The organism is Deltaproteobacteria bacterium (assembly GCA_016219225.1).
Taxonomy (GTDB): domain Bacteria; phylum Desulfobacterota; class RBG-13-43-22; order RBG-13-43-22; family RBG-13-43-22; genus RBG-13-43-22.
In genome coordinates this window covers 1-13717 of record JACRBX010000151.1, presented here as the reverse complement: position 1 = coordinate 13717, position 13717 = coordinate 1, and the positions used below count along the sequence as shown (strand labels likewise).

Sequence of the window (13717 nt, the reverse complement as noted above, 5' to 3'; positions counted from 1 at the left end):
GCTGTGTTTTCATGGGAGTATATTACCCCAAAAAACATAAAAAATAAAGAAATAATGTTACATTAATTTTTCCTGGTAGATTTTCAAAGAACATCAATCTTATAAGGTTTTTGATACCCTATGTCAGGAGATCTGAACTTAATGATTTTGTATTACTACAGCGTCATTATCCTCGTCATTCCCGAATGTCTTTATCGGGAATCCAGGTTTTCAAGAGAATGAGAAAACCAAAGTCCCTGGATTCCGCTCACAGATTAAGAATGTCGGGGACAAGCTTAAAGCCTGCCAGAATGACGGTTAAGGGGACGCGTTAGTAAAAAATACGCTCTAGTTTTATTATGCGTACAAAAATAGGGTTTGTCAACCTGAGACGGCCTGGTCCAAAAGTATAATGTAGGGTGGGTGGATTGATAACAGAACCCACCGATTAATGTGGTCCTTATGTCTACTTTGTTTTAAATCGTGGTGGGTTACGCTTCGCTGCACCCGCCCTACAGCCTTAAGACGTCAGGGACCGGTAAATCCTGGTGATCTTTTCAGGGAGTTTGGTTACATCGTCGATGACGGTCCAACTGCTGTGGCTGTACATTCTGGGAAGGTATTCCGCCGCAGCCCGGTCGACGGTAATACAAAAAGTCTTAATCCCATAAGGCTGGGCCTCTTTCAAAGCCATGCGGGTATCTTCGATGGCATAAGGTCCTGAATATTCCTTGTCCATCGGCTTGCCGTCGCTCAGGAGGATAATCATTTTGGTTCTTTCCGGCCTCTTCCTCAATTGGATGATGGTATGCCGGATGGCCGTTCCATCCCTGTTTTCAAAACGATCGGTAATGGCGGAGATCCTCTTTTTCACTTGGTCGTCATAGAGGTCCTCGAAATCTTTAACCCGATAATAATCCACATTATCCCTGTTGTCCCCTGAAAAGCCGTAAACGGCAAAGGCATCGCCCACTTCGTGGAGGGCCTCGGACAGGATGATGATGGATTCCTTCTCCCTTTCAATTGTGGCGCCCTTGGTGCTCCGGCTCATATCGACCAGCAAAGCCACAGCGATGTCGCGCTTTTTTTTCAAGGTCAGGCGGTAGTTTTTTTCATCCGGGGAAAGTCCCACTTTCCGGTCCACCCGATATTCCACAACGGCATCCAGGTCAATGTCATCCCCGTCGTATTGCCTTTTGAGCCGGGTGATCCCTTCCGGTTTTAAGACCTGAAATTCCCTCCTGATCTTTTTAAGAAGTCCGGCATACCGGTCCAGGGCTTCCCGGTAAAACTCCAGGGTCCTCCCCTGAAGGGTCTGCTCCCGGACTCTCGCCCAGTTCGCCCGGTAGTCGTTGATATCCTCTCCCCATTCAGGGTAAAGCGAGGTTCCCCTTTCTATTTGAAGTTCTGTTTTTTTATCCAGCAAGGCCTCGATATTATGTAGAAAAAGATAAATTTCGTTTGGATACAGGGTATCGAGCCGCTGCTCGATTTCCCTGGGTGTTATCCCCCGCTCCCGGTAAAGGGCCCGGAGAAGGCGTTCTATCTTATCGCCGGAATCGAATTTCATAGCCTCCCCCACCCCATCGGTTTCCTCCGCTTCCGGGTTCGCCTCACCGGAATCCTCTTTTCCGCCGCCAGCCGGGCCTTGAAAGGACCTTTGATCTTTTCCGGCCGGACGATGGCTCTGCTGGATATTTTCCTTTTGGGGCCGGTTTTGGGTGGGCTGTGTTTCCCCTTCTGAACCGTTTTCCACTTCCGGCTGATTCCGGCCCTGGTCCATTCCGAAGGACGGGGTTCGGCTGATCCGCTCCTGGATCTGCCGGGAAGTCTTGCCGAAGCTTCCGATATTCCTGGAAACCATATCCTGATCCAGGGGCTGGGCCATAGGCTTTTCCGGATGGTAAGGTTCCTTGAATTGTTGATCAATCATACGATACAGGTCAAAGGCTATCCGAGCCGCCTGATGGACATCGACTCCCGGTTGTAAAAGGGACTTGGCCCTGGCCTGGGCCTCCCGGTAGATCGGATAAACCGGATCGGCCTCATCATCGAAGGCCCGGCCTCCTATCAAGGATTGGCCAATTATTTCCACGACCCGCTGTTTGGGGTTGGTCATTTTATGGGGAGAACGGCGTTTTAGAAGCCGGTGATGATTGATGCGGGCAATATCCGCTCCCAGGGAGGGGTATTCGTTCTCCAGCCGGCCGTCAATCCGAAAATCTTCCAGGATGTTGAATAAATCCCGAACCAGATCTGGTTCAGGAAAAAGATGACAAAAACTGTCCATGTCACTGTCATAATTTATTTTTTTATATCCATAGTGATGCCGTATCCGTTCAAGGCTGTCTTGCATCCGTTCCAGGTCGAATTCAAAACTCCCGTATTCCAGATGGCCTTCCTGATGGGTGGCGGCGACCTTGTAAAAGGCGAAGTTGTCTTTTATATCCTGAAAATCCTTAACCCGCCCGGGAAGATAGATCTTCATCCCGTCCGTGTAGGCTGCTTCCGCCTCGACGATTTCCACCCGCCTGCCCAGCAAGGCCCGCAGATAGGTGGAAAGGACCGGCTTGACCGTCTTCAACTCCAGCCCTTTTGGGATATTTTCCATAAAATCAGTCAGGGCCGGCGAATCATTGGCCAGAAAAGAAAGGGCCTTTTCTTCATCCACCCTGGCCGTATTTTCCACCTGGGCCGCAATCATCCCGAACCCTTCGAGCCCCACCCACCCCACAAGTTCCGGGCTTTTTTCGAGCAGGCGGCTGGCAACGGCCGGGCTGCTGCCGGCCACCCCGGCCGCCAGTTCAAAAACAGTTAGGGCCGTTGTCCGATCTCCGGACTTCTCCAGCCGGGAAATCAACAAAGGGCTTTTTTCCAAAAGGGATAAGGCTGCCGTCCGGTCGGTCCGGGATAGGAGCAGGGCCAGGTCCGAGAGAACTTCCAGACCTTTAAATCCTATGGGGTCGATAATGACCAGGCTCAAATTCAGGAGACGGGTGGCTATTTGGGCGTTATTTTGAGCGGTTTGGTTGATCAAAACGAACAGCCTTTCCAGCCCCTCGGCGCCGATCCTGGAAAGCCATTCCGGACTCTTCTCGAGAAAGTTGACAGCCATTCGCCAGCTCGACCGGCCACCTTTCGCGGCCAGATCGTAGATATGAAGGGCCAGGGTGCTGTCTCCGTAGTCTTGAAGGCGATCTAACAGGTCGGGACTCTTTTCCAGGAGGCTTACTGCAGCATAACTATTCTCCCGGGCTATGGTCCGGGCCACGGCGGCGATCCTTTTTAACCCTTCAAACCCCACCCGTTCGATAAGGGAAGAACTGCTGTCCATCAGGCTGACGGCAGTAGTCCAGTTCTCCAACCCTATCTGATAGGCCAGTTCCTCCAATTTTTCGAGGCCGGTGAAGCCGGTTTGGGCTATAATTTCCGGACTCGATTCCAGGAGGCTGACGGCCAGCCGGGCATTGGTCCGGGCAATCCGGTCCCCGAGCCGGCAGACCCTGAATATTAATGAGGGTTCACCGACTTTCAAAAGCCCATCGATGATCCGGGGGCACTTGTCGAATAACTGGACGGCCGCTGACCAGCTTTCCCGGGCCAAAAGGGCGGAAAAATCGCTGATGACCTTCAAACCCTCCAGCCCCAGGCGATCAATCAGATCCGGGCTTTTCAGGAGGAATCTGGAAGCCGCTTCAAAGCTTTCCCGGGCGATTGGAAGGGCCAATTCCCAAATTTTCCCCAAACCTTCCAGGCCTACCCGGTCAATCAGGGCCGGAAGGACATCAATAAAGGCCCCGGCTGCAACCAGACTCGTTTCAGCCACTGCACAAACCAGGGTAGCGGTCTTGGCCAGCGTAGGGAAGTCGCTTTTTTCAAGGATCTCGGGAGCCATTTGCAGGAATTTGACAGCCGGAACGGCGCCGCAGGAGGCCACCTGATTTCCCAATCCGTAAACCTGCAGCACCAGTTCTTCTCCCCGGGGAAGAAGCCGTTCTATCAGGGAAGGGCTTATTTCCAGAAGGTACCGGGCCGCCCCGGGGTCCTCCTGTCTGATCCGGGCCATCAGTCGGCCTACCGGGTCGATCCCTTCGTAGCCGAAACGCTCGATCAAAGGCAACAGGGCATCAGCAAACCGGTTGATCAGCCGTTCTTCGTTTTCTTGATCGACATAGCTTGGTTTTTGTTGATTTTTAAATTGGTTATGGGACATAATTTAAATAAACCTAAAAACTGAAGTAATTCCTCAACACCTCTTCGATGCTTTTTTTCAGATCCTGGTCATAGGTCAGGGGCTCGATCATGGTGGCTTGAAGAGAATCTTTTATCGGCAAACCGGTCCGGAGGAGCGTTCCGGCGTAGACCAGCTCCCGTGTCGATACGCCCTCTTCCAATCCCTGATGGACCAGATTCCGTATACGGTTGGCTGCCTTGACCAGCTTTTGGGCTGTCGATTCATCCACCCCGGCCTCACGGCTGACAATGCGTATTTCCAGCTCCTCAATGGGCCAGCCCAGGTTGATCGATACAAACCGCTGCCTGGTGCTGGGCTTGAGCTCCTTGAGCATACTCTGGTAGTTGGGATTATAGCTCATGACCAGCATGAACCCTTCCGGGGCCTGGAAGATTTTACTCCGTTTTTCCACCGGTAGATACCGGCGATGGTCGGTCAGGGGATGGATCACGACGGTTACATCCTTCCGGGCTTCAACGACTTCATCCAGATAGGCAATGCCCCCCTCACGTACCGCTGTCAGGAGCGGTCCGTCGATCCATTCCACCTCATCCCCCTTGATAATATAGCGCCCGGTCAGGTCATTGGCACTGAGATCATCATGACAAGCTACCGTATAGAGAGGAAGTTTGAGCCGCCAGGCCATGTGTTCCACCAGCCTGGTCTTTCCGCTTCCCGTGGGTCCGTTGAGCAGAACCGGCAGTTTATTGGCCTGGGCCGCCTCAAAAATGGCAATCTCATTTCCCTGAGGGAGATAATAAGGTTCCTTGGATACCATAAACTCTCCCTTCTCGAATTTCTCCGGTTTTTCGTGCTTGGACATTAAGAGTTCCTCCCTTAATACTACAGCGAATTTTTTTCTAATGTGCCACCCTTTTCGTCATTCCGGCGAATGCCGGAATCCAGGTTCTTTCCTCTCAGCATAACGCCTGGATTCCGGTTTTCACCGGAATGACGGTGTGCGAAAGTCAGGATTTTTCAAGTAAAGCTTCAAGTTTTTCAAATGGTTAAATTGTTACCATTATTAATTTAAAATAGCTTTATTCATTCCCGAAATTTTCCAACTGTTAATAAAGTAATCACAAGAACGAGGAATATCAAACCTTAAAAATTGTTTTCTTTTTTGCTAAAGTTAGCTATGATCCAGGAAAAATGACTGATGACCCGCCTGCATCGATTCATCGGCGGGTGAGCCAGGGTAAAATGACTTCCATTTTTGCCCGGTAGCTCATGGAAGGGAATTTTATGGAAAAAAAAATCCTCATCGTAGATGATGAGGACCGGGTGGTTAAATCCATTACCGGTGTTCTGGAAGATGAAGGATTTGACATCACCACGGCCAGGAGCGGGGAAGAGGCCCTTGAAATCTTCCATCAGAGAGAACCCTATGTGACGCTCCTCGATATCTGGATGCCGGGCATGGATGGTATCGAAGTATTGAAACGGATCAAAGGGATTGCCCCGGATTGCCAGGTAATCATGCTTTCCGGACATGCCACGATTTCGATGGCCATGACCGCCGTTAAATTAGGTGCCTTTGATTTTATTGAAAAACCTCTATCCCTTGATGTGCTCCTCATGACGGTCCGCCGGGCCATCACCTACCAGGAAGAGATCCTTGGGCGCCCAGGGGCCATCGGATTCGGCGCCGAGGAGCCCCCCCCACCGGAAAAAATAACCTCTTTCGGAGAAGCCGCCGGAGACCTGGCTGAACTTCCATCCTCCTTTCCTTTGGAATCCCCCCCACGGACCCAAAAGACGTCGAAGAAAAAAGAAACCCCCTATTTTCTACAGCGGACCCTTAAAAAGAGTGTGGTCCTTTATGGGACGGGACTCCATTCCGGCATGAAAACAGGTCTGCTGTTACAGCCTCTTCCTCAAAACAGCGGTATACTCTTTGGAAACGTCTCTTCCGATGACGTCGTTCCTTTGCATGTCGACCATGTTAAAACCACGGATCTCTCCACTTCGCTCAAGAAGGGTCTGGCGGTTGCCAAGACGATCGAACACCTGATGTCCGCCTTTCATGCCTATCGGATTACAAACCTGATGGTTAAAATGATCGAAGAGATTCCGATTATGGACGGCTCGGCCCTGAAGTTTTGCAATCTGGTGGAGGAAGCCGGTGTGGAGGAACAGGAGGAAAAGGTCGAGGAACTGATTATTGACCGTCGATTTGAAATTTCCAATGGCAATAAATCATTGGTCATCGAGCCGGCAGAGGTCTTTTCGGTTCATTATTTCCTGGACTATCCTTTTCCCATCGGGCAACAAACCTTCGATTTCATCCTGGAAAATGAGGAAGACTTTAAGAAAGAGATCGCTCCGGCCCGGACCTTCGGTTTTCTCAAAGATATGGAGATGCTTGAGCGTCTGGGATTGGGGGAAGGAGGAAGACTGTACAATTTCATCCTGGTGGATGATCAAAAAGTGGTCAATACCGAACTCCGCTTCCCCGATGAATTTGTCCGTCACAAAATCCTGGATCTTATCGGAGACTTTTATCTGCTCAACCGGCCGATCAGGGGAAAAGTCACGGCCCGCCTGACCGGCCACACGGAAAATTTTTATATGATGAAGAAACTTTTTGAGGAGATGGTTGCCGGCCCGAGACTCTACGGATAACCTTCATTTTCATTAGAAAATACCGCCCCGATTTTGCATTTCTTGAAAAAACCTTGATTCCCGATAAAGACCTTCGGGAATGACGAAATAACTGCCACTGTAGTGTTAAGCCAATCACCTGCTCTGTCACGGGCCTCCTCTTTCGGGGAGACTCCCGGACAAGGCGCAGATTCTTACCCAAGTCATTTTGACAATGACGATCATTATTGACTCGTTAATGAAAAGAAGTCAAGTCGGGAGTCCAAAATTCCCTTTACACGAACCCCCCAAATCGTTAAAATACCAAAATTCTTTGGAAAATATCTTTGCCAATCCATCGTCTATGTCCCAGTGGAGGAAAAACATGAAAATCGGCAGGAGAATTACCCTCGCAGCCTTATGGACCATGCTCCTGGTATTTTTCGCCGGCTGCGGCCCAAAGGCCTCGCAGCCGCTTGAAAAGATCGTCACCGGATCAGCTTTGACCATCCATACTTCACCGGTCTGGATAGCCGAAAGCAAGGGCTATTTCCGGGAAGAAGGCCTCCAGGTAGAGATAAAAACGTTTGAATCGGGGCGGACGGCCCTTAGAACGATGTTGAATGCCGGGGGCCTCGATCTGGTCACCGCAGCCCGGGGCCCGGTTGTTTTCAACAGCTTCACCAGGAATGATTATGCCGTTATCGGCTGTATTGACTACTCGGATAATGATCACCAGGTATTGGCCAGGCGGGACAGGGGCATAAAGGCCCCGGCCGACCTGAAAGGCAAGACCATCGGGATAACGGCCGGCTCCTCCAGTCACTTTCTCTTAGGATTATTCCTGCCCTATTACCAGTTGCAGATGACCGACGTCAAATTAATCGATATGGAGCCGGCCCGTTTAGCCCAAGGGCTGAAAGATGGACGGATAGACGTCACAATCACCTGGGACCCGTTCAGCAACGAAGCCAGGAAGGCCTTGGGGGATAAGGCCCTTCTGTTACCCAGCAAGGGTTTGTATCGGATGGATTTTTTTCTTATTGCCCGAAAGGATTTTATAAAAAAACGCCCCGAAACCTTGAAGCGGTTTCTCAGGGCCATTGAAAAAAGCGAAACCTTCATGCTGAACAACCGGGAAGTATTCATGATTTTTATCGTGCAGAATATAAAGATGGATCGTAAAGTCGTCACCGCCGCCTGGGACGATTTCCGATTCAGACTATTCCTGGATCAGTCCCTCCTGACGTCTATGGAGGATGAGGCCAGATGGGCCATTAGAAACCGGTTGACGGATTCAATCACCGTACCGAATTACCTCGAATACATTCATACGGCGGCTTTAAAGGCGGTCAAGCCCGGAGTTGTCGGCATTGCCGGAAGATAGGAAAAGGATATGAAAATCAGTACGAAATTGTTCCTGGCCGTCGTGGTGCCCGTGATGTTGGCCCTGCTGGTCGGGTCGGTCTTGTTCTTTTCTTACCTCTCCCTGGAAAGGGCCCAGGACAATGGGGATAAGGTGCGGCTGATCCGGAACAATATTACCGAGCTCAACCACCTGATCTTCTCTTATGTTACCTACCGCGGGGAACGGCCGAAACAGCAGTTCCTGGCCGAATACCAAAAAATGACCGGCCTCATCGCCGCCACCCATTTCCGGAATCCCGAAAAATTGCGTCATCTGGAGGAGATTCGCCTCAACGGCCAATCCATGAAAGACGCTTTCCTCAGACTGGCCCCCAACACGAATCTTTCCGGTCCGGCCGGGATAGATAAAATATCCGATGAAACTGAGGAACGGTTGGTAGGACAACTCCTGATAAGGTCCCATAAAGCGGATTCCATCGCCTCCACCCTGCGAAACCTGGTTGATGAAGACATCAGGAAAACCCAGGCCAAGACTTTCACCATCATCTATCTGGTCCTGATTCTGACCTCCGGTATCCTCACCTTTGTCCTGATTCGAACAGGACGAAGCATCATCTCGTCTTTGAATAGGCTTCGCCGGGGGGCCGACGTCATCGGCTCCGGTAACCTGGATTATGTCATCGAAGAAAAAGAGAAGGACGAGACCGGCGAGTTGGCCAGGGCCTTCAACCGGATGACCGGAAATCTGAAAGAAGTGACGGCTTCCAAAGCGGACCTGGAGCAGGAGATGGCCGAGCGCGAAAAGATAGAGACGGAACTTCGGGCCTCACGGAAACTCCTGGAAATCGCCAACCGGCATATAGACTTAGTCCCGCTGCTCCAGGATTTTGTCAGGGAAATAAAAAAATTCACCGGCTGCGAGGCCGTCGGGATCCGCTTACGGGACGAAAATGGCAACATCCCTTATATGGCTTATCTGGGGTTCAGCCAAAAGTTCTATGAAACCGAAAGCCCTCTCTCTCTGAAAACGGACCGCTGCATGTGCATCAACGTCGTCAAAGGGACCTGCGACCCCAGGTTGTCCTTCTATACGGAGGACGGATCCTTCTACATTAATGGGACTACCCGCTTCCTGGCCACGGTCTCCGAAGAGGATAAAGGACAGACCAGGAATGTCTGCAATCAAACGGGATACGAATCAGTGGCCCTGATCCCCATACGGCTCGGGACACACATCATGGGCCTGATCCACCTGGCCGATCGTAAAGAAAACCTGGTTCCCCTGGACAGTGTAAAGATTTTAGAAAAGGCTGCAACGGCTCTGGGAATCGGCATCCGGAGGACCCTGGCCGAGGAATCGCTGAAAAAGGCCCATGCCGAGCTGGAGGTCAAGGTTGCGGAGCGCACCGAGGAGTTGTCGGCCGAGATCGAACAGCGGGAGCGAACCGAGGAAGCCTTGCGGGAATCGGAGGAAGAGCTGCGTTATCTCTCTTCCCAGATTCTGGTGGCCCAGGAAAAGGAGAGAAGAGAGATCGCCGAAGACCTTCATGACAACACCTGGCAGATCCTGAATACCATCAAGATCGATGTCGATCAATTGCTGTCCCCCAAGACAGCCGATGACCCGATGATCGCCCGACAGACCGGGAAGAGAATTGTCTCCAATATCAGAGAGGCTATTGAAAGAGTCCGCACCATGCAGGGGGACCTCTGGCCTCCGGTTATGGGCGACATCGGTCTTCTGGCTACGATCAACTGGTACGGACGGGAGTTTGGGAATAACCATGCCGGTATGACCATTGAAAAACAATTGGATGTTATGGAAGAGGATGTGCCCGAGCGCCTTAAAATTGTGATCTACCGGGTGTTGCAGGAAGCCTTGAAGAATGCCGCACAACACAGCGGGGCCGGCAGTGTGCTGCTTTCTTTAAAAAAAGACAGGGCGGGAAGGATTGAATTCACTGTCACCGATAATGGGAAGGGATTCGATCTGGAGCAAATACTTTTCCGGGCGAGATCATGGGCGGGTTTCGGACTTATCGGCATGAAAGAAAGGGTCGAGCATGCGGGCGGGATCTTCGATATCCGCTCCGGAGAAGGAATCGGAACGACCATTCGGGCCTCGTGGCCGTTGAATGAGGCGGATCAAAAGATCCCGGAACGCCGGCCGATCCGGCCGGTTTTTGAAGGACAGGAAGAACCCTTTCGAATGGTTACGGAGGCCATCTCCGACTGGGTCTATGCCTTCAGTGTTGAGCCGAATGGAGAGGTCGTCTGGGATTGGGTTACTTCCGGATTTACATTGGTAACCGGCCATAGTATTGATGCGGATTTAGCCGAGATACTGCACCCCGAGGATAAAGATGTCGCTACAGAACGTTTCCGTCATATTCAGGCCTTGCAACCTCATGTCAGCGAATATCGGATTGTCACCAAAAGCGGCGAGACCTGCTGGGTCCGGGACTCGATCAATCCGGTGGCCGATCCCCTGCACCCGGGAGCGATCAGGGTGGTCGGGGCCGCCCAAGATATCACCGAGCGCAAAAAGGCCGAGTCGGAGATCCAGCGGCAGATGGAGGAGCTTAAGGATATAAATGAAGAACTGTCGCGCTTCAACAGGGCTGCCGTGGACCGCGAGCTGCGCATGATCGAGTTGAAAAAACAAGTAAACGAGCTCTGCGCCCAGGCCGGACATCCCCCGTGCTATCCGCTTATTTCTTGAACCTGCGAGTATCGGCGAAAATCTGCGTCCTAATTTAACGGAAAAAGGGTTATGAAACTTAAAACGCAATTCATGATAACCATGCTCCTTTTCGGTTTTATCCTGATCGTCTTAACGGGATCGGCCATTAAAACCAATATCGAGACAAAGAAAGCCGGCCTGCAGGAAAAAATAGCCGCAAAGATAGCCCGGGGCGCAAACGAGTTAAGTTACTTGTCCAACGATTACCTGATCTACCGCGAAGACCAACAACTGAAGCGATGGCAGTCCGGATTTGCCTCCTTTTCCGAACAGGTGTCCGGTTTGCGTGCCTCCCTACCCGAGCAACAGGCGCTCATCGCCAATATTCGGACCAATCAAAGGCGGTTGAAGGAGGTATTCGACAGTGTGGCCTCTGCTTCGGTAAGCCTGCCCCGGAATCCGGATACCGCTCTCACCCAGACCCTATTTCAGATTTCCTGGAGCCGCATGGCGATCCAATGCCAGGGACTGGTATCGGATGCTACCCGCTTGTCGCACCTGTTCCGTCAAAAGAGGGACCATCTCACTGATACCAGAACCCTGTTAATTTATATCATGGTGGGTTTGTTTGGGTTGTTTCTATTGGCCGGCTATTTGCTCACTTACCAACGGATCCTGAAATCGATAGCCAAGCTCGGGGCCGGTGCGGCGGTTATCGGCTCCGGGAACCTTGATTTTATTTTCGAAGAAAAGAAAAATGATGAAATCGGCGGGTTATCCCGGGCCTTCAACCGCATGACCACCGACTTGAAGGCCATAACCGCCTCCAAAGCGGACTTAGAGAGGGAGGTGGCCGAGCGCAAGCAGGCCGAGGAGGCGTTGCGCCAACAGCGCGAATGGCTCCGGGTCACCCTGACGAGCATCGGCGACGCCGTGATGACTACGGACGCCTCCGGCCGGATCACCTTCCTCAACCCCGTTGCCCAAGCCCTGACCGGGTGGACGTCGGAGGAAGCCGTGGGACAGCCGATTAAGACCGTCTTCCGGATCATCAACGAAAAGACCAACCAGCCGGCCGAAGATATCGTCAAACAGGTGCTTCGGGAAGGGTTAGTAGTTACCCTGGCCAACCATACGGCCCTGATCAACCGGGAGGGACAAGTGCTCCCCATCGAGGACAGTGCCGCGCCGATTCTGGATGCTAACGGGGATGTGATAGGTGTCGTCCTCGTTTTCCATGATGTCACCGAAAAACGCCGGGCCCAGGTTGCCCTGGCTGAGAGCGAAAAGCGCTACCGGACCCTCTTCGAGACCATGAGCGAAGGCTTCGCCCTCCATGAAATCATCTGTGATGAGACGGGCCGGCCCTGCGACTACCGGTTTTTGCAGGCAAACCCGGCCTTCGAGCGTATGACCGGGCTCAAGGCCGGGGATCTCCTGGGGCGAACACTCTATGAGGTCTTGCCCCAAGCGGAGGGCCTCTGGGTGGAGCGGTATGGATCGGTGGCCCTGACCGGTCAACCCGCCCACTTCGACCAATGGAGTAAGGCCCTGGGCCGGCATTTTGAGGTCAGCGCCTTTCAGACCGAGAAAGGATCTTTCGGCGTGGTCTTCATCGACGTCACGGAGCGTAAGCAGGCAGAAGAAGCCTTGAAAGCTTCCCGGCTGGCGGCTCTCAATCTCATGGAAGATGCCGTCGAGGCCCGGCAAAAGGCCGAAAAAATCAGCTCCGAGCTGGAGGAGCGGGTTCAGAAACGAACAGCGGAATTATCAAACGCCGTCTACAAACTACAGAAAGAGATTCTCCAGCGCCGGCGGCTGGAAGAGACACTCCGCGAATCGGAGAAACAGGTGCGATTTTTCGCCTCTCAGTGTCTGACGGCCCAGGAGACGGAAAGAAGAAGGGTGGCCGGAGAGCTTCACGACGGCATTGCCGCTTCCCTGGCTGCTATCAAGCATAACCTTGAAAGGACCAAGGCCGAGATGGAGCAGGGCCTTGCAAAAACCGAATCCTTGCAAGGTCTGGTCGCCACGGTTCAACAGACCATCGTGGAAACCCGAAGGATCATGGCCGATTTACGCCCCGCCATTCTGGATGATTTGGGCCTTATCGCCGCCATGAATTGGTTCTGCCGGGAATATCAAAAAACCTATTGCCATATTACGGTCGATTGCCAAATCGGTTTATCGGAAGGGGACCTGCCCGATTCTCTGAAAACCCCGGTCTTTCGCATTTCCCAGGAAGCTTTGAATAATATCACCAAACACAGTCAGGCAAACCGGGTCTGTCTCTCTCTACGAAATGAGGAGGACAGAATACAATTGATTATTCAAGATAACGGCCGGGGATTCGATCCGAAGGAAGTCATCAAAGGATTCGGTCTATCCACCATGAAGGAACGGGCCGAGCTTTCGGGCGGGGTTTTTGCCATCGATTCCAGACCAGGAAAAGAGACGGTTATTCGGGCATCCTGGCCTTTGAGGTAGGAGGGAGTCTGAATGAAAAAATGGGCATTTCCTTAATTTTTCCAAGTTCATCAATCCTGATCAATTCGTAAAAAGTCGCCGAACCCAGCGAAACGTCATTCCGGCGAAAGCCGGAATCCAGGTTCAAAGGTCTGGTTCCCGGTTTCCACCGGGACAGTGTCTGGACCCCGGCGCCTGCCCCGGACCCCGGATCAAGTCCGGGGCAGGCTCTGATCCGGGGTTCGCCGGGGTGACGGCATTGGGGACTTCCAAATAACTTAACCTTATACAGTTTGCATAACTAATTGTTGCTCTTTGATAATTGATAATTCGAAGCCTAACTGCTTGGCTCTCCGTTTTAGATTTTCATAAAGGCGATTTTTATATCTTTGCTCATAATAATC

Annotated in this window: 6 protein-coding genes; 4 read left to right on the top strand and 2 right to left on the bottom strand. The window is 52.0% G+C overall.

The genetic code is table 11. The features are described 5' to 3' along the window. Window positions 1-499 precede the first annotated feature (499 nt). Both HY879_12825 and HY879_12820 read right to left on the bottom strand, forming a co-directional pair. A complete protein-coding gene (locus HY879_12825) occupies window positions 500-4192 on the bottom strand; it encodes a VWA domain-containing protein (GenBank protein ID MBI5604227.1) in 3693 nt (1230 codons plus the stop codon). 13 nt (window positions 4193-4205) lie between these two features. Then, entirely contained in the window at window positions 4206-5036 is an 831-nt protein-coding gene (locus tag HY879_12820) for a CbbQ/NirQ/NorQ/GpvN family protein (protein ID MBI5604226.1), read from the bottom strand. 422 nt (window positions 5037-5458) lie between these two features. Here HY879_12820 and lpxC point away from each other — a divergent pair, with 422 nt between their 5' ends. From lpxC to HY879_12800, 4 genes are all read left to right on the top strand, one after another. After that, window positions 5459-6838: a UDP-3-O-[3-hydroxymyristoyl] N-acetylglucosamine deacetylase gene (gene lpxC / locus HY879_12815; GenBank protein MBI5604225.1), complete on the top strand. Its 1380-nt coding sequence runs from the start codon at window positions 5459-5461 to the stop codon at window positions 6836-6838. A 343-nt stretch (window positions 6839-7181) separates the two neighbouring features. Further along, the gene (locus HY879_12810; protein ID MBI5604224.1) at window positions 7182-8183 is read left to right on the top strand and encodes an ABC transporter substrate-binding protein; all 1002 of its coding nucleotides are present in this window, start codon (window positions 7182-7184) and stop codon (window positions 8181-8183) included. Window positions 8184-8192: 9 nt separating this feature from the next. Then, window positions 8193-10886, top strand: a complete 2694-nt coding sequence (locus HY879_12805; protein MBI5604223.1) for a HAMP domain-containing protein — start codon at window positions 8193-8195, stop codon at window positions 10884-10886. A 51-nt stretch (window positions 10887-10937) separates the two neighbouring features. Further along, entirely contained in the window at window positions 10938-13334 is a 2397-nt protein-coding gene (locus tag HY879_12800; protein ID MBI5604222.1) for a PAS domain S-box protein, read from the top strand. Window positions 13335-13717 lie beyond the last annotated feature (383 nt).